Source organism: Chromobacterium sp. S0633 (assembly GCF_024158805.1).
Taxonomy (GTDB): Bacteria; Pseudomonadota; Gammaproteobacteria; order Burkholderiales; family Chromobacteriaceae; genus Chromobacterium.
In genome coordinates, this window is record NZ_JAMZGH010000017.1 from 74,980 (window position 1) to 91,426 (window position 16,447).

Annotated in this window: 16 protein-coding genes; 2 read left to right on the forward strand and 14 right to left on the reverse strand. The window is 62.6% G+C overall.

Features of this window, described 5'->3' with window-relative positions; genetic code table 11:
* The first annotated feature begins 11 nt into the window (after positions 1–11).
* Both NK214_RS11640 and NK214_RS11645 read left to right on the forward strand, forming a co-directional pair.
* Positions 12–893 (forward strand): lysophospholipid acyltransferase family protein, encoded by an 882-nt coding sequence (locus NK214_RS11640; RefSeq protein ID WP_107800393.1) that lies wholly within the window; start codon positions 12–14, stop codon positions 891–893.
* A 170-nt stretch (positions 894–1,063) separates the two neighbouring features.
* The gene (locus NK214_RS11645) at positions 1,064–1,930 is read left to right on the forward strand and encodes a lipid A biosynthesis lauroyl acyltransferase (RefSeq protein ID WP_253314545.1); all 867 of its coding nucleotides are present in this window, start codon (positions 1,064–1,066) and stop codon (positions 1,928–1,930) included.
* Between the two features lie 180 nt (positions 1,931–2,110).
* Here NK214_RS11645 and NK214_RS11650 read toward each other — a convergent pair whose 3' ends face one another.
* From NK214_RS11650 to NK214_RS11715, 14 genes are all read right to left on the reverse strand, one after another.
* Entirely contained in the window at positions 2,111–2,410 is a 300-nt protein-coding gene (locus NK214_RS11650; protein ID WP_227104747.1) for a putative quinol monooxygenase, read from the reverse strand.
* Between the two features lie 120 nt (positions 2,411–2,530).
* Positions 2,531–2,824 (reverse strand): DUF2818 family protein, encoded by a 294-nt coding sequence (locus tag NK214_RS11655; protein ID WP_107800396.1) that lies wholly within the window; start codon positions 2,822–2,824, stop codon positions 2,531–2,533.
* Positions 2,825–2,836: 12 nt separating this feature from the next.
* Positions 2,837–4,291, reverse strand: a complete 1,455-nt coding sequence (gene nuoN / locus NK214_RS11660; RefSeq protein ID WP_227104749.1) for an NADH-quinone oxidoreductase subunit NuoN — start codon at positions 4,289–4,291, stop codon at positions 2,837–2,839.
* A gap of 20 nt (positions 4,292–4,311) precedes the next feature.
* Complete coding sequence (locus NK214_RS11665; protein WP_107800397.1) at positions 4,312–5,808, reverse strand: NADH-quinone oxidoreductase subunit M; 1,497 nt, start codon at positions 5,806–5,808, stop codon at positions 4,312–4,314.
* Between the two features lie 40 nt (positions 5,809–5,848).
* Complete coding sequence (nuoL, locus tag NK214_RS11670; RefSeq protein WP_107800398.1) at positions 5,849–7,882, reverse strand: NADH-quinone oxidoreductase subunit L; 2,034 nt, start codon at positions 7,880–7,882, stop codon at positions 5,849–5,851.
* 32 nt (positions 7,883–7,914) lie between these two features.
* Positions 7,915–8,220 carry an NADH-quinone oxidoreductase subunit NuoK gene (gene nuoK / locus NK214_RS11675; RefSeq protein ID WP_019102195.1) on the reverse strand — a complete coding sequence of 102 codons (306 nt, stop codon included), beginning with the start codon at positions 8,218–8,220 and terminating at the stop codon, positions 7,915–7,917.
* Between the two features lie 26 nt (positions 8,221–8,246).
* Positions 8,247–8,906, reverse strand: a complete 660-nt coding sequence (locus NK214_RS11680) for an NADH-quinone oxidoreductase subunit J (protein ID WP_107800399.1) — start codon at positions 8,904–8,906, stop codon at positions 8,247–8,249.
* A gap of 9 nt (positions 8,907–8,915) precedes the next feature.
* Positions 8,916–9,404 carry an NADH-quinone oxidoreductase subunit NuoI gene (gene nuoI / locus NK214_RS11685; protein WP_019102197.1) on the reverse strand — a complete coding sequence of 163 codons (489 nt, stop codon included), beginning with the start codon at positions 9,402–9,404 and terminating at the stop codon, positions 8,916–8,918.
* A gap of 19 nt (positions 9,405–9,423) precedes the next feature.
* A complete protein-coding gene (gene nuoH, locus NK214_RS11690) occupies positions 9,424–10,470 on the reverse strand; it encodes an NADH-quinone oxidoreductase subunit NuoH (protein WP_048413406.1) in 1,047 nt (348 codons plus the stop codon).
* A 3-nt stretch (positions 10,471–10,473) separates the two neighbouring features.
* Positions 10,474–12,804 (reverse strand): NADH-quinone oxidoreductase subunit NuoG, encoded by a 2,331-nt coding sequence (nuoG, locus tag NK214_RS11695; RefSeq protein WP_253314546.1) that lies wholly within the window; start codon positions 12,802–12,804, stop codon positions 10,474–10,476.
* 3 nt (positions 12,805–12,807) lie between these two features.
* Positions 12,808–14,103: an NADH-quinone oxidoreductase subunit NuoF gene (gene nuoF / locus NK214_RS11700; protein WP_107800401.1), complete on the reverse strand. Its 1,296-nt coding sequence runs from the start codon at positions 14,101–14,103 to the stop codon at positions 12,808–12,810.
* Positions 14,103–14,603 (reverse strand): NADH-quinone oxidoreductase subunit NuoE, encoded by a 501-nt coding sequence (nuoE, locus tag NK214_RS11705; protein ID WP_107800402.1) that lies wholly within the window; start codon positions 14,601–14,603, stop codon positions 14,103–14,105. The genes nuoF and nuoE overlap by 1 nt, the downstream gene beginning before the upstream one ends.
* Positions 14,603–15,856 carry an NADH-quinone oxidoreductase subunit D gene (locus NK214_RS11710; RefSeq protein WP_107800403.1) on the reverse strand — a complete coding sequence of 418 codons (1,254 nt, stop codon included), beginning with the start codon at positions 15,854–15,856 and terminating at the stop codon, positions 14,603–14,605. The genes nuoE and NK214_RS11710 overlap by 1 nt, the downstream gene beginning before the upstream one ends.
* Positions 15,849–16,445: an NADH-quinone oxidoreductase subunit C gene (locus NK214_RS11715; RefSeq protein ID WP_107800404.1), complete on the reverse strand. Its 597-nt coding sequence runs from the start codon at positions 16,443–16,445 to the stop codon at positions 15,849–15,851. Before NK214_RS11715 ends, NK214_RS11710 begins: the two co-directional genes overlap by 8 nt.
* Between the last annotated feature and the right edge of the window lie 2 nt (positions 16,446–16,447).

A 16,447-nucleotide genomic window follows, 5' to 3' on the forward strand; every position in this document is an offset into this window, starting at 1 on the left:
CTGAGCTTCATATGTCTAAGCTAGTCCATTTATTGCTGTCTTTCCTGGCGCACCTGCCTTTATCCTGGCTACAAGGCCTAGGTGCCGTTCTTGGACGACTGACTTATCATGCGTCCCCCCGCTACAGAGCACGGCTCCGGGAGAACCTAAGTTCTAGTAAAATCTGTGGAAATTATCAGCTTTTACCGCGTTTAGTCAAACAAAGCGCCGCGGAAACCGGCAAGGGCGCGCTGGAACTGGCCATCGCCTGGTGCCGCGAGCCGGACGACATCGCCGCCATGGTCCAATCCTGCTCCGGCTGGGAGCACGTCGAGGCGGCGCTGGCCAAGGGCCACGGCATCGTCTTCGTCACCCCGCATCTGGGCAGCTACGACATCGCCGGCCGCTACATCAGCTCGCGGCTGCCGTTTCCGCTGACCGCGATGTACCGCCCTCCCAAGATGGCTTGGCTGGAACCGGTGATGCAGGCCGGCCGCGCCCGCGGCAAGGGCAAGACCGCGCCGGCCACCGGCGCCGGCGTGCGCGTGCTGATGAAGGCGCTGAAGTCCGGCGAGGCCACCATCATCCTGCCGGACCAGGTGCCCGGCAACGGCGAGGGCGTGTGGGCGCCGTTCTTCGAACGCCCGGCCTACACCATGACCCTGGTGCCGCGTCTGGCGCAGATCAGTGGCGTGGAGACCTTGTTCTTCGTCGGCGAGCGCCTGCCGGGCGGCCAGGGCTTCCGCGTCCACATCGAACCGCCGGCGCAAGCCTTCAGCGGCGACAAGGAACAGGACGCCGCCCAGCTCAACGCCCAGGTGGAAGCGCTGATCCGCCGCTTCCCCAGCCAATACCTGTGGAGCTATAACCGCTATAAATGTCCGCCCGGCGTCAGCCGGCCGGACGCGCAATAACAGGGATCCAAGACAAACCGTCACGAGCGGCTTGAGAGCAAGGCGCCCCCGTTGGACATTGGCGCACAGCGACCGAGATAGTACAAACAGTACAGCGAGGGAGCGCGCACGGAGCAACGCAGCTATCGAGCCGCGCAGTCGGTTTGTCGAGCATCCCAACAAGGAAATCTATGAAATTCGCTTTTGCCCTGCTTTGGCTCATCCGCCTGCTGCCGATGTGGGCGATCGGCCTGCTGGCCCGCGGCCTGGGCAATGTCGCCTACTGTCTGGCGCGCGACCGCCGCCGCGTCGGCATGATCAATCTGCGCCTATGCTTTCCCGAGATGCCGGTGACGGAACGCCGCCGGCTGATCCGCCGCAATTTCCAGCACATGATACGCATGGTGCTGGAGTACGGCGTGGTCTGGTGGAGTTCGGCCGCGCGCATCGACAAGCTGGTCGAGATCAAGAACCTGCACTACGTCACCGAACTGCGCGAACGCGGCGAAGACGTGATTCTGTTCTACCCTCACTTCATCGGCTTTGAAATGTGCGTGTATTCGCTGAACCAGCACATCCCGCTGGTCAGCGTCTACTCCCACCAGAAGAACGAGGCGCTGGACCGCCAGATCTATCAGGGCCGCCAGCGTTACGACAACGCCTACATCGTGTCCCGCCAGGAAGGCCTGCGCCCCATCATCAAGGCGATGCGCAAGGACCACGCGCCCTTCCTCTATCTGCCGGACCAGGACTTCGGCGTGCGCGACTCGGTCTTCGTCGACTTCTTCGGCGTCAAGGCCGCCACCATCACCGGCCTGTCCCGCATCAGCAAGCTGGCGCGCGCCAAGGTGGTGCCGGCCATCGCCCGCCGCGTCGGCGACCGCTTCGAGCTGGAGTTCTACCCGCCGTGGGACGACTACCCGAGCGAAGACGTGGAGGCCGACACCCGCCGCATGAACGCCTTCCTGGAGCAGCGCGTCCTTGAAATCCCGGACCAGTACTTCTGGCTGCACAAGCGCTTCAAGAGCCGGCCGCAGGGCGAGGCCCGCTTTTACTAAGAACCTGTTTACGATCTGCTGCGCGTCGGTAGAGACATTGTGCGATGAGTGCCCGCTTCGAAATGCTCATGTACCGCTTGTACATTCCGCTTTCTCAACGATTTTCGCCTTGTCTCGCTCTTGCTCGCAAGATCGTAAACACGTTCTAAGCAAGGCGCCGCAATGCGGCGCCTTTTTCAATCAGCTGCCGGCCTCGGCGAAGGCGTCCATCAGCAAAAAGGTGCCCGCCTGTCGCTGCCGGCTGTCGATCTGCGGCACCAGCCGCCGGAAATGTTCGGTTTGGCAATGCCGATCCAGGGCCTCCCTGTCCGGCCAGGTCTCGATGAAGACGAAATGGCCGGGGTCTTTCTGATCGATGAACAGCTCATAGCCGATGCAATCCGGCTCTTGCCGCGTCTTCTCCACCAGTTCGCGATACAGCGGCATCACCTCGGCCACGCGGTCCGGCTGAATGAAGTCCTGAGCAATCACTTTCAACATCCCGTCCTCTCCCTTCGTCTCATCGCGCGGGCCTCGCTACGCCGCCGCGCCCTTCCCCAAAAAAAAACAGCGCGGACGGGAAATCCCGTCCGCGCCGCGTATTGCGTCCGCCCAGCCCGGCTAGGCCCGTCGCCGCCAGAAATAGCGATAGACGTAGCCCGGAAACGCGAACACCAGGAATAAGGACAAGGTGGTCACGTAGAACTGCCAGTTCTGCGACTGCACCGGCATCAGCCGGCTTTCCAGCAGGTAGGCGAAACCGCCCACCAGCAGATACAGCGCCGTCAATTCCAGAAAGCGCCAGCCAAAATGCTTGTTGGCCACTTTCCACACTCCGCCCACTTTCTGGGTCAGGAACGGCAGGTTCGCCGCCGCCAGGGCGACGATCAGCAAAACGATGACGCTGGATTGCATGGTGGACAGGCCTTAAATCACGGTGAGCGATTGACGCACGACTTGCAGGCACAGCTCCATCGCGCGTTCCGGCAGCAGGCCGATGAAAAGCAAGGCCAGCGCGTTCAGCGACAGCACCAGTTTCATGTCGCCGCGCACCACGATGTCGCTGCGGTCTTCGGCGTCGTCGAAGTACATCGCCTTCACCACGCGCAGGTAGTAGAACGCGCCGATCACCGACATCAGCACCGCGAAGATGGCCAGCTTGATCATGCCGATGTCGACGATGGCCTTGATCACCGCGAACTTGGCGTAGAAGCCCACCAGCGGCGGGATGCCCGCCATGGAGAACATGGTCAGCAGCATCAGCAGCGCATACCAGCTGTTGCGGCTGTTCAGGCCCTTCAGATCGTCGACCTTCTCGCATTCGAAACCGGCGCGGGACAGCGCCAGCAGCATGCCGAAGCTGACCAGCGACATCAGCACATAGCTCAGCGCGTAGAACAGCGCCGCCGAGTAGCCGACCTTGGTGCCGGCCAGCACGCCCAGGAGCAGGAAGCCCATGTGCGAGATCGTCGAATAGGCCAGCATCCGTTTGATATTGGTCTGCACGATGGCGGTGATGTTGCCGATGGCCATGGACAGCGCGGCCACGATCACCAGCATCTGCTGCCAGTCCGCCACCAGCGCGTCCAGGCCCTGGGCCAGGATGCGCAGCGTGAACACGAAGGCCGCCAGCTTGGGCGCCGCGCCCACCATCAGCGTCACCGAAGTCGGCGCGCCGTGGTAAACGTCCGGCACCCACATATGGAACGGCACCGCGCCCAGCTTAAAGGACAAGCCGGCCACGATGAAGACGAGGCCGAAGACCAGCAACACGTCGTTGGCCTTGTGCGCGGCGATGGACTTGGCGACCGTCGCCAGTTCCAGCGAGCCGGTGGCGCCGTAAACCATGGAGATGCCGTAGAGCAGCAGGCCGGAGGCCAACGCGCCCAGCACGAAGTACTTCATCGCCGCCTCGGTGGCCTGCACCGAATCGCGCTGCAGCGCGATCAGCGAGTACAAGGCCAGCGACAGCAGTTCCAGACCCATGTACAAGGTCAGGAAGTGCGAGGCCGACACCATCAGGTTCATGCCCAAGAGCGCGAACAGGGCCAGCGAGAAGTACTCGCCCTTGAACAGCTGACGGTCGGCGGTGTACTGCCGGCTGTAGATCAGCACGATGGCGGTGACCGCGTACATGGCCAGCTTGACCACGCCGCCCATCGGATCGGCGACGAACATGCCGGAGAAAGTGACCACCGGCTGCGTGGTGAAAGTCATCACCTGCGCCACTGCCGCGCCCAACAGGCTCAGCAGGGTCAGGCCCAGGGTGATGCCGCGCTTTTCGTCCGAAACGAACAGGTCCGCCATCAGCACGAACAGAATCGCGCCGGCGAGGAACATCTCGGGAATTGCCGGTATCAGGTTGAGATCAGCCCAATTCATTGTTTCCATTCCTTCCGCGCTTACAGCTTGCTCTGCGAGACATGCAGGATCAGGTCATTGACCGACAGGTGCATTTTCTCGACGAAGGCTTGCGGATACAGGCCCATGCCCAGCACCGCGATGGCCAGGATGGCCAGCACCAGGAACTCGCGCTTGTTGACGTCGGACAGCTCGGCCACATGGCTGTTGCCCACCTCGCCGAAGATCACGCGCTTGTACATCCACAAGGTGTAAGCGGCGCCGAAGATCAGCGTGGTGGCGGCCAATACCGCGTACCAGAAGTTCACCTGCACCGCGCCCATGATCACCATGAACTCGCCGACGAAGCCGGAAGTGGCCGGCAGGCCGGAGTTGGCCATCGCGAACAGCATCATGAAGGCGGCGAAGATGGGCATCTTGTTGGCCACGCCGCCGTAGTCGGCGATGTTGCGGCTGTGCACGCGGTCGTACATCACGCCGATGCAGAAGAACATCGCGGCGGAGACGAAGCCGTGGGACACCATCTGCACCAACGCGCCTTCAACCGCCCACTGGTTCAGTTCGGAACCGGTGAACAGGAACAGGCCCAGGGTGACGAAGCCCATGTGCGAGATGGAGGAATAAGCCACCAGCTTTTTCATGTCGGACTGCACCAGCGCCACCAGGCCGATGTAGACCACTGCCACCAGCGACAGCGCCACCATCACGCCGGACAGCTCGCGCGCGGCGTCAGGCAGGATGGGCAGCACGAACCGCAGGAAGCCGTAAGCGCCGATCTTCAGCGTGATCGCGGCCAGCACCATGGAGCCGCCGGTCGGCGCTTCCACGTGGGCGTCCGGCAGCCAGGTGTGCACCGGCCACATCGGCACCTTCACCGCGAAGGACAGGAAGAAGGCGACGAACAGCAGAATCTGCACCGTCAGCGGGATCTTGGCGATGTCGTGGAAAGCCTGGATGTCGAAGGACTTGCCGGCCTGGAAGTACAGGTAGATCAAGGCCACCAGCATCAGCAGCGAGCCGAGCAAGGTGTAGAGGAAGAACTTGATCGACGCGTACACGCGACGCGGGCCGCCCCAGACGCCGATGATCAGATACATCGGAATCAGCATGCCTTCGAAGAAGACATAGAACAGGATGGCGTCCAGCGCGGCGAAGGCGCCGTTGATCAGGCCGGACATGATCAGGAAGGCGGCCATGTACTGCGACACGCGCTTCTGGATCACCTGCCAGCCGGCCACCACCACCAGCAAGGTGGTGAAGCTGTTGAGCACTACGAACAGCATCGAGATGCCGTCCACGCCCAGGTGATAGTTGATGCCGAGGGATTCGATCCACGGCTTCATCTCGACGAACTGCATGCCGCCGCTGAGGTTGTTGAACTCGGTGAACAGCGGCAGCGACAGCAGGAAGCCCGCCAGGGCTCCCGCCGCGGCCAGCCAGCGCGCCAGCGACGCGCGCTGATCGCCCCCCGTAGCCAGCACCAGCAACCCGGCCGCGATAGGGGTCCAGATCACCAGAGACAATAGATTTGTGAACATAGTCAAACCCAAGTTGTTATTCCAATCCCGGAGCCCGGGCTCAACGCCAGATCAGTTGCCAGAACCACATCGTCATCAGCGCCAGCACCCCGATGATCATCGCGGTGGCGTAGCTGTAGATGAAACCGGTCTGAGCGCGGCGGATGAAGCCGGAGAAAGTCGCCACCAGCTTGGCGGTGCCGTTCACCAACAGGCCGTCGATCAGCAGCATGTCGCCCACCTTCCAGAAGAAGGTGCCCAGAGCGCGCGAGCCCTTGGCGAACACGGCGAAATAGATCTCGTCCAGGTAGTACTTGTTTTCCAGAATCTTGTTCACCAGGCTGAACTTCTGCTTGATGGCGGCCGGAATCTGCGGCGCCTTCATGTAGAAGAACCAGGCGGTGGCCACGCCGGCCAAGGCCAGCCACAGCGGCAGCGTGCTCAAGGAATGCACGCCCATGGCGGCGGCGCCGTGGAACTCGCGGGCGATCTCTTCCATCGCCGGATGCAGTTCGTGGTTGACGGCGATCACGCCCTTGAAGAAGTCGCCGTACAGCAGCGGCTCGATCGCGAAGTAACCGACCAGCACCGACGGAATCGCCAGCAGCACCAGCGGCAGGGTCACCACCCACGGGGACTCGTGCGGCTTGTCGTTCGGACCCAGACCATGGTGATGGTCGTGATCGTCATGGCCGTGATCGTGATGATCGTCCTTCTTCTCCATCCAGCGTTCCTTGCCGTGGAAGACCAGGAAGTACATGCGGAAGGAGTAGAAGGCGGTGACGAACACGCCGGCGATCACCGCGAAGTAGGCGAAACCGGCCGCGGACAGATTGGACGCGTGCACCGCCTCGATGATGGAGTCCTTGGAGTAGAAGCCGGAGAAGAACGGCGTGCCGATCAAGGCCAGCGAACCCAGCAGCGAAGTCAGCCAGGTGATGGGCATGTACTTGCGCAGGCCGCCCATATTGCGCATGTCCTGATCGTGATGCATGCCAATGATCACCGAGCCCGCCGCCAGGAACAGCAGCGCCTTGAAGAAGGCGTGGGTCATCACATGGAACATCGCCACCGAGTAGGCCGAGGCGCCCAGCGCCACGGTCATATAGCCCAGCTGCGACAGCGTGGAGTAAGCTACCACGCGCTTGATGTCGTTCTGGACCACGCCGAGGAAGCCCATGAACAGCGCGGTGATGGAACCGGCGACCATGATCACGTTCAGCGCGGTGTCGGACAGTTCGAACAGCGGGCTCATACGCGACACCATGAAGATGCCGGCGGTCACCATCGTGGCCGCGTGGATCAGCGCCGAGATCGGCGTCGGGCCTTCCATCGAGTCCGGCAGCCACACGTGCAGCGGGAACTGCGCCGATTTGCCCATCGCGCCGATGAACAGCAGGATGCAGGTCACGCTCAGCAGCGACCATTCGGTGCCCGGAATCAGGCTGATGGTCTTGTTAGCCAGCGCCGGAGCGGCGGCGAACACATCGCTGTAGTTCAGCGAGCCGCCGAAGTAGGCCAGCACCAGGCCGATGCCCAGCAGAAAGCCGAAGTCGCCGACGCGGTTGACCAGGAAAGCCTTCAGGTTGGCGTAGATCGCGGTCGGACGCTTGAACCAGAAGCCGATCAGCAGATAGGACACCAGGCCCACCGCTTCCCAACCGAAGAACAGCTGGATGAAGTTGTTGCTCATCACCAGCATCAGCATCGAGAAGGTAAACAGCGAGATATAGCTGAAGAAACGCTGATAGCCCGGGTCTTCCTGCATGTAGCCGATGGTATAAATGTGCACCATCAGCGACACGCTGGTCACCACCACCAGCATCATCGCGGTCAGCGAATCCACCAGGAAGCCTACGGAGAACTCGTAGCCTCCCACCGTCAGCCAGGTGTAAACCGGACCGTTGAACACTTCAGCCTGTCCGGTCAGGAAGGCGTGAAGCACCTTGAGCGACAGCGCGGCGGACAGCGCCACGCCGGCTATCGTCACGACGTGCGAAGCGCGCCGGCCGATGGCCCATCCAAATAGGCCTGCAATGATGGAACCCGCCAGCGGGGCGAGTGCAATCAGCAGGTATAAGCTCTTCATATCCATGCTTGTGTGCTTTGTGTAGGTTCCGGTTTGCCTTAGCCTTTGAGGCTGCCCAAGTCTTCAACGTTGATGGTGCGCAGATTGCGGAACAGCACCACCAGGATGGCGAGACCGATCGCGGCTTCGGCCGCGGCCACCGTCAGGATGAAGAATACGAAGATCTGGCCCGCCGTATCCGACAGGTAATGCGAGAACGCGATGAAATTGAAGTTCACCGCGAGCAGCATCAGCTCGATGGCCATCAGCAGTACGATCAGATTTTTCCGGTTCAGGAAAACGCCCAGCACGCCGATGGCAAACAGGATTGCGGCCAGCACCAGGAAGTGAGTCAGTGTCAGCACATTTCCTCCCTTATGTTGATTGGCCGTCAGGCCTGTTGCTTACCGGATTCGGCCTCGGAGGCCTCCTCCACCGTGGATTCTTCAGCAGGCTGTTCGGCCTGCATCTTCACCAGACGCACGCGGTCGTTGCGCTTGACCTTGACCTGCAGCGCCGGATCGATAGCTTTGGTGTCCTTGCGGCTGCGCATGGTCAGACCGATGGCGGCCACCATGGCCAGCAGCAGCACCACCGCCGCCACTTCGAAGGGCAGCAGATACGTGGTGTACAGCTGGCGACCCAGCACTTTGACGTTGCTGAAGTCCGCCGCCAGCGGCGCGGCCGCCTGGTAGGCGTCCAGCCGCGCGCTGGGGCTGGCCAGAATCATCGCCATTTCAAACACCATGATGATGCCGACGGCGGCGGCGACCGGAAGATTCCTCCAGAAGCCCTCGCGCAGTTTCTCGATGTTGATGTCCAGCATCATCACCACGAACAGGAACAGCACCATCACCGCGCCCACATACACCACCACCAGGGTGATGGCCAGGAACTCGGCTTCCATCAGCAGCCACAGGCCGGCGCTGTTGAAGAAGGCCAGCACCAGGAACAAGGCCGCGTGAATCGGGTTCTTGGCCGTCACCACGCGGATGCCCGCGAACACCAGGATGGCGGACAGAACATAGAAGACAAACAGTGTGAAGTTCATGACCCCCCCTTAGCGATACTTGGCGTCGGCCGCCTTGTTGGCGGCGATCTCGGCCTCGTACTTGTCGCCGATCGCCAGCAACATCGGCTTGGTGTAGTACAAGTCGCCACGTTTTTCGCCGTGGTATTCGAAGATGTGGGTTTCCACGATGGCGTCCACCGGACAGGCTTCCTCGCAGAAGCCGCAGAAGATGCACTTGGTCAGATCGATGTCGTAGCGCGTGGTGCGGCGGGTACCGTCGTCGCGCTGCTCGGACTCGATGCTGATCGCCATCGCCGGGCACACCGCCTCGCACAGTTTGCAGGCGATGCAGCGCTCTTCGCCGTTGGCGTAGCGGCGCTGCGCGTGCAGACCGCGGAAGCGCGGCGAAATCGGCGTCTTCTCTTCAGGGAACTGGACCGTGATCTTGCGGGCGAAGAAGTAGCGGCCAGTGACCATCAGGCCCTTGACCAGCTCCACCAGCAGGAAGGTCTTGAAAAAGTTTCGGATCGAATTCATCTTTTCACCTATCCCCGTCTCAGTGCCACAAGGACAGCGGGGTCATCATCCAGACGCCCACCACCAGGATCCACACCAGGGTCACCGGGATGAACACCTTCCAGCCCAGACGCATGATCTGGTCGTAGCGATAACGCGGGAAGGTGGCGCGGAACCACAGGAAGCAGAACAGCACCATGGCCACTTTAAGCGCCAGCCAGAAGAAGCCGCCCGCGCCCAGAATGCCCCAGGACGCCGGGAACGGCGACAGCCAGCCGCCGAGGAACAGCAGCGCGGTCAGCGCGGCGACCAGGATCATGTTGGCGTATTCGGCCAGGAAGAAGATGGCGAAGGCCATGCCCGAGTACTCGACGTGGAAACCGGCGACGATCTCGGATTCGCCCTCGGCCACGTCAAACGGCGCGCGGTTGGTTTCGGCCACGCCGGAAATCAGGTAGACCACGAACAGCGGGAACAGCGGCAGCCAGTTCCACGACAACACGGAACCGCCGGCCATGCCCTGCCCTTGCTGCTGGACGATCTCCACCAGGTTCAGGCTGCTGGACACCATCAGCACGCCGATCAGCGCAAAGCCCATCGCCAGTTCGTAGGACACGATCTGGGCGGCGGAACGCATGGCGCCGAGGAAGGAGTACTTGGAGTTGCCCGCCCAGCCGGCGATGATCACGCCGTACACGCCCATCGAGGTCAGCGCCAGGATGTAGAGCAGCGAGGCGTTGACGTTGGCCAGCACCAGCTTGTCGGTGAAGGGAATCACCGCCCAGGCCGCCAGCGCCGGAGCGATGGACAGCACCGGGGCCAGCAGGAACAGGCCCTTGCTGGAGTTGGTGGGCAGGATGATTTCCTTCATCAGCAGCTTGACCGCGTCGGCGATCGGCTGCAGCAGGCCCAGCGGGCCTACCCGGTTGGGGCCGATGCGGATCTGCATGAAGCCGATGACCTTGCGCTCGGCATAGGTCAGGTAGGCGACGCACAGCAGCATCGGCAATACGATGGCGATGATCTTCAACAGGGTCCAAACCACGAGCCCCGCGTCAGTGCCAAGAATACCTTGCAAGAACTCCATGCTTTACCCCTGGGTGATCTCGATAGCGTCGAACATGCCGCCCAGCGCCAGCGTGGCCGCGTGAGCGGTGGCGATGCGGACCGTATCCTGCGGCAGGCTGTCGTCGGCGACGATGCGCACGCGAGCCTGGCCGGAACCCTGGCTCAGCAATGCGGTGCTGTCGACGGCGATGCCCAGCTTCTGCAGCAGGCCGCTGTGGGCGGAAGCCACCGGCTCGGCCGCGTCGCGGGTCTGTTGCAGCGACTCGGCGCGGCGGCAGACGGCGTCGGCCTGGTACAGCGGCACTTCGCCGATGCGCGCCACGCCGGCGGCCGCGGCGGCCGCGACGTTCAGCTGGTTCAGCGCATTGTTCAGGCGCGCGGCGATGTCGCCCTTGGCCAGCAGCTCCGCGCGCACTTCCTCGGCGCTGTTGAAGTCGAAGCCGGACAGATTCAGCATATTGCCCAGTACGCGCAGCACTTTCCAGGCCGGGCGGGCTTCGCCCAGCGGACGCACCACGCCGTTGAAGCTCTGCAGCTTGCCTTCCATATTGACGAAGGAGCCGGCGGTCTCGGAGAACGGCGCGATCGGCAGCAGCACGTCGGCGTAATCCAGCAGGCCCTGGCCCTTGAACGCGGTCAGCGCGATCACGGTGGCGGCCTGCTTCATCGCGGCGACGGCGGCTTGCGGGTTGTAGCTGTCGAACTCGACTTCGGTGTTCAGCAGCACGTAAGCCTTCTTCGGCTGGGCGATCATCGCGGCGGCGTTGGCGCCCGCGCCTTGCGGCAGCGCGCCCGCCAGTTCCGCGCCCACGCTGTTGGCGGCCTCGGACAGCACGCCGAAGCGGGCGCCGCTCAGGCGAGCGATCTCCTGCGCCACGGCCAGCAGTTGGCTGAACGCCGGATGGTGTTGCGCCACGTTGCCCAGCACCACGGCGGCGGTTTCCGCGCCGCTCAGGCTCTCGGCGATGCGGCGCGCCTCGGCGGACACTTGCACCGCGGACAGATCGACGGCGGTTTCGCCGCCCTTGATCTCGGCCACGGCCTTCAGCACCTGGGCGAAGCCGTTGACCAGCGCCAGCGGCGATACGATCAGCTTGGCGTTGATCTTGATCAGCAGCTCATCGTCGGCGACATGGATAATGTTAAGCTCGCTGCCTTTCTTGGCCGCGGTGCGCAGACGCGAGGTCAGCAGCGGCTGTTCCTTGCGCAGCGTGGAGCCGACCACCAGCACCGACTTGGCCGCGACCAGATCGGAAATGCCGGAACCCAGCCACTCGGCGCCCTGCTTGGCCGCGTCGGCGGCGAAGTCGCTGCGGCGCAGACGGTAATCAATGCTTTCCACGCCGAAGGCGCGCGCCAGCTTTTGCGCCAGATGCAGTTCTTCGGTGGTGGAGTGCGGGCTGGTCAGGAAGCCGATGGCGTCCTTGCCGTGATCGGCGGACACGCCGTTCAAGCCCTTCACCACGTAGTTCAACGCGGTTTCCCAGTCGGTTTCGTGCCACTGGCCGTCGAACTTGATCATCGGCTGCTTCAGACGCTCGGCCGAGTTCAAGCCCTCGTAGGAGAAGCGGTCGCGGTCGGCGATCCAGCACTCGTTGATGGCCTCGTTTTCCAGCGGCAGCACGCGCATCACTTCATTGCTCTTGACCTGAACGATCAGGTTGGAGCCCAGGCCGTCGTGCGGGCTGACCGATTTGCGGCGCGACAGCTCCCAGGCGCGGGTGCTGTAGCGGAACGGCTTGGAGGTCAGCGCGCCCACCGGACACAGATCGATGACGTTGCCGGAGATTTCCGAATCCACGGTCTTGCCGAGGAAGGGCAGAATCTCGGAGAACTCGCCGCGATGAGCCATGCCGATTTCCTGGAAGCCGCCGACTTCCTCGGTAAAGCGCACGCAACGGGTGCAGTGAATGCAGCGCGACATTTCTTCCGCCGAGACCAGCGGGCCCATGTCCTTGCCCACCACCACGCGCTTTTCTTCCTGATAGCGCGAGGAGGAGTTGCCGTAGCCCACGGCCAGATCCTGCAACTGGCATTCGCCGCCCTGGTCGCAGATCGGGCAATCCAGCGGATGGTTGATCAGCAGGAACTCCATCACGCCGGCCTGGGCCTTCTTGGCCATGTCGGAGTGGGTATGGACCTTCATGCCGTCGGTCACCGGGGTGGCACAAGCCGGCAGCGGCTTGGGCGCTTTTTCCACTTCCACCAGACACATGCGGCAGTTGGCCGCGATGGACAGCTTCTTGTGGTAGCAGAAGTGCGGAATGTACGTGCCCACCGAGTGGGCCGCTTCCATGACGGTGCTGCCTTGCGGGACCGTCAGTTTTTTTCCGTCGATTTCGATTTCAAGCATCGCTCAACACCATTTGTGGTCCACCAAGGTCTTTCCGTGTTCGATCGCGTACTCGAACTCGTGACGGAAATGCTTGGTGAAACTGCGAACCGGGAACACGGCGGCGTCGGCCAGCGCACAGATGGTGCGGCCCGCCATATTGTTGCCCACGGAATCCAGAAGCTCCAGATCGCCCGGACGGCCCTGGCCGTTGGCGATGCGATGGATCACGCGGTACAGCCAGCCGGTGCCTTCGCGGCACGGCGTGCACTGGCCGCAGGATTCTTCATGGTAGAAGTAGGCCAGACGCTCCAGCGCCTTGATCATGCACACGTCTTCGTTCATCACGATGACGGCGCCGGAACCCAGCATCGAGCCGGCTTTGGCGATGCTGTCGTAGTCCATCGTGCACTGCATCATGACGTCGGCGGGCAGGATGGGCGCGGACGAGCCGCCCGGGATCACCGCCTTGAGCTTTTTGCCGTCACGCATGCCGCCGGCCATTTCCAGCAGTTCGGAGAACGGGGTGCCCAGCGGGATTTCGTAGTTGCCCGGACGGTTCACGTGGCCGGACACCGAGAACAGCTTGGTGCCGCCGTTGTTCGGCTTGCCCTTTTCCAGGAAGGGCTGCGCGCCGTCGCGGATGATGAAGGGCACCGAGGCGAACGATTCGGTGTTGTTGATGGTGGTCGGCTTGCCGTACAGGCCGAAGCTGGCCGGGAACGGCGGCTTGAAGCGCGGTTGGCCCTTCTTGCCTTCCAGCGATTCCAGCAGCGCGGTTTCCTCGCCGCAGATGTAGGCGCCGTAGCCGTGATGGGCGAACAGGTCGAAGTTGAAGCCGGAACCCAGGATGTTCTCGCCGAGGAGGCCCGCCTTGCGCGCTTCGTCCAGCGCTTCTTCGAAACGCTCGTACTCGGCGAAGATTTCACCGTGGATGTAGTTGTAGCCGGCCTTGGTGCCCATCGCGTAACCGGCGATGATCATGCCTTCGATCAGCGAATGCGGATTGAAGCGCAGGATGTCGCGGTCCTTGAAAGTGCCCGGCTCGCCCTCGTCGGTGTTGCACACCACGTATTTGTCGCCCGGGAAGGAGCGCGGCATGAAGCTCCACTTCAGGCCGGTGGGGAAACCCGCGCCGCCGCGGCCGCGCAGGCCGGAGTTCTTCACTTCGGCGATCACGTCTTCCTGGGCCATCTTGCTGTCCAGGATGCGGCGCAGCGCCTGGTAGCCGCCGCGCGCCTCGTAGGCGCTCAGTTGCCAGCAATGGGGATCGGAAGTGTCGACGCCATCGAAAATCACGCCATTGACGAAGATTGCCATTATTTCAGCTCCGCCAGTTTCTTATCGATTGCTTCGGGCGTCATGAAGCTGCACATCTTGTGGTTGTTGACCAGCAAGACCGGCGCATCGCCACAGGCGCCCATGCACTCCCCTTCCAGCAAGGTGTACTTGCCGTCGGCGCTGGTTTCGCCGATGGCGACGCCCAGCTTCTTGGAGATGTACTCGGCCGCGTTGACGCCGCCGGACAAGGCACAGGGCAGGTTGGTGCAGACAGTGATCTTGTACTGCCCAACCGGCTTCATGTCGTACATATTGTAAAAGGTGGCGACTTCGTACGCGGCTACCGGCGGAATCTGCAGGTAGTTGGCGACGAACTCGATCACCTCGGTATTCAGGCAACGCTCCTCCGGAGCGGAGCCCGCTTCGCGACGTTCAGTCAGCGCGATGCGCAAGGCGCCCATCACCGCGGACCGTTTCTGGTCGGCGGGATATTTGGCGACTTCGCGATCGATTTTGGCTAGCGATTCAGCGGACAGCATCAGCGGTCAATCTCCCCAAACACGATATCCTGCGTACCGATGATGGCCACCACGTCGGCGATCATATGGCCCTTGGCCATCTCGTCCAGCGCCGCCAGGTGGGCGTAGCCGGGCGCGCGGATCTTCAGGCGGTACGGCTTGTTGGCGCCGTCGGACACCAGGTAGACGCCGAACTCGCCTTTCGGGTGTTCGGTGCCCACATAAGCCTCGCCCTCCGGCACGTGCATGCCTTCGGTAAACAGTTTGAAGTGGTGGATCAGGTCTTCCATATTGGCCTTCATGCCTTCGCGCGAAGGCGGCGCCACTTTATGGTTGTCGGTGATCACCGGGCCCGGGTTCTTGCGCAGCCATTCCACGCACTGGCGGATGATGCGGTTGGACTGACGCATTTCCTCGACGCGCACCAGGTAGCGGTCGTAGCAATCGCCGTTGACGCCCACCGGGATGTCGAAATCCAGCTTGGAATACACATCGTAGGGCTGCTTCTTGCGCAAATCCCAGGCAATGCCGGAGCCGCGCAGCATCGGGCCGGTCAGGCCCAGGTTCAGCGCGCGCTCGGGCGTCACCACGCCGATGCCGACGGTGCGCTGTTTCCAGATGCGGTTGTCGGTCAGCAGGGTCTCGTACTCGTCCACATAGCCCGGGAAGCGCTGGGTGAACTCGTCGATGAAGTCCAGCAGCGAACCCTGGCGGCCTTCGTTGCGGCGGGCCAGTTCGCGGGCGTTCTTGATCTTGGAGACGGTGTACTGCGGCATGCTGTCCGGCAGATCGCGATACACGCCGCCGGGACGGAAGTAAGCCGCGTGCAGGCGCGCGCCGGACACCGCCTCATAGCAGTCCATCAGGTCTTCGCGTTCGCGGAAGGCGTACAGGAACACGGTCATCGCGCCGATGTCGAGGCCGTGCGCGCCAATCCACAGCAAGTGGTTCAGCAGACGGGTGATCTCGGCGAACATCACGCGGATGTATTGCGCGCGTTCCGGCACTTCGATGCCCAGCAGCTTCTCGATGGACAGGCAGTAAGCGTGCTCGTTGCACATCATGGACACGTAGTCGAGACGGTCCATATAAGGCAGCGACTGGATGAAGGTCTTGCTCTCGGCCAGCTTTTCGGTGCCGCGGTGCAGCAGGCCGATGTGCGGGTCGGCGCGCTGGACGACTTCGCCGTCCAGTTCCAGCACCAGGCGCAACACGCCGTGCGCGGCCGGGTGCTGCGGGCCGAAGTTGAGGGTGTAGTTACGGATTTCAGCCACCGTAGTTCTCCTCGCGAATGATGCGCGGCGTGATTTCGCGCGGCTCGATGGTCACCGGCTGATAGATCACGCGCTGTTGTGTCGGGTCGTAACGCATTTCCACGTGACCGGACAGCGGGAAGTCCTTGCGGAACGGATGGCCGACGAAACCGTAGTCGGTCAGGATGCGGCGCAGGTCGGGGTGGCCGTCGAAAACGATGCCGAACAGGTCGAACGCTTCGCGCTCGAACCAGTTGACGCCGCTCCAGACGCCGACGACCGAGTCGACCACCGGGAAGGCGTCGTCTTCGGCGAACACGCGCAGGCGGATGCGCTGATTGTGCTTGACCGACAACAGGTGGTAGACAACGGCGAAGCGCGGACCGTCCCATACCTCGTCGCGGTATGCGCTGTAGTCCACGCCGCACAAATCGATGCATTGCTCAAAAGACAGGTCGGCGTGGTCGCGCAGCGTGGTCGCCACGGCGATCAGATCCGCCGCCTTGCATACAATGGTCAGCTCTTCCAGAGCCAGCGTGCTTTGCACGAGCTTGTCGCCCAGCGCCTGCTGCACAGCCGACCCTAACGCTTCCATTTTCTTGGAGGCCATAA

What these genes read in the sequence shown, in the direction of transcription:
- NK214_RS11640 (WP_107800393.1), top strand. Translation starts at nt 12, where the DNA reads ATGTCTAAGCTAGTCCATTTATTGCTGTCTTTCCTGGCGCACCTGCCT.
- NK214_RS11645 (WP_253314545.1), top strand. Translation starts at nt 1,064, where the DNA reads ATGAAATTCGCTTTTGCCCTGCTTTGGCTCATCCGCCTGCTGCCGATG.
- NK214_RS11650 (WP_227104747.1), bottom strand. Translation starts at nt 2,410, where the DNA reads ATGTTGAAAGTGATTGCTCAGGACTTCATTCAGCCGGACCGCGTGGCC.
- NK214_RS11655 (WP_107800396.1), bottom strand. Translation starts at nt 2,824, where the DNA reads ATGCAATCCAGCGTCATCGTTTTGCTGATCGTCGCCCTGGCGGCGGCG.
- nuoN (WP_227104749.1), bottom strand. Translation starts at nt 4,291, where the DNA reads ATGAATTGGGCTGATCTCAACCTGATACCGGCAATTCCCGAGATGTTC.
- NK214_RS11665 (WP_107800397.1), bottom strand. Translation starts at nt 5,808, where the DNA reads ATGTTCACAAATCTATTGTCTCTGGTGATCTGGACCCCTATCGCGGCC.
- nuoL (WP_107800398.1), bottom strand. Translation starts at nt 7,882, where the DNA reads ATGGATATGAAGAGCTTATACCTGCTGATTGCACTCGCCCCGCTGGCG.
- NK214_RS11680 (WP_107800399.1), bottom strand. Translation starts at nt 8,906, where the DNA reads ATGAACTTCACACTGTTTGTCTTCTATGTTCTGTCCGCCATCCTGGTG.
- nuoI (WP_019102197.1), bottom strand. Translation starts at nt 9,404, where the DNA reads ATGAATTCGATCCGAAACTTTTTCAAGACCTTCCTGCTGGTGGAGCTG.
- nuoH (WP_048413406.1), bottom strand. Translation starts at nt 10,470, where the DNA reads ATGGAGTTCTTGCAAGGTATTCTTGGCACTGACGCGGGGCTCGTGGTT.
- nuoG (WP_253314546.1), bottom strand. Translation starts at nt 12,804, where the DNA reads ATGCTTGAAATCGAAATCGACGGAAAAAAACTGACGGTCCCGCAAGGC.
- nuoF (WP_107800401.1), bottom strand. Translation starts at nt 14,103, where the DNA reads ATGGCAATCTTCGTCAATGGCGTGATTTTCGATGGCGTCGACACTTCC.
- nuoE (WP_107800402.1), bottom strand. Translation starts at nt 14,603, where the DNA reads ATGCTGTCCGCTGAATCGCTAGCCAAAATCGATCGCGAAGTCGCCAAA.
- NK214_RS11715 (WP_107800404.1), bottom strand. Translation starts at nt 16,445, where the DNA reads ATGGCCTCCAAGAAAATGGAAGCGTTAGGGTCGGCTGTGCAGCAGGCG.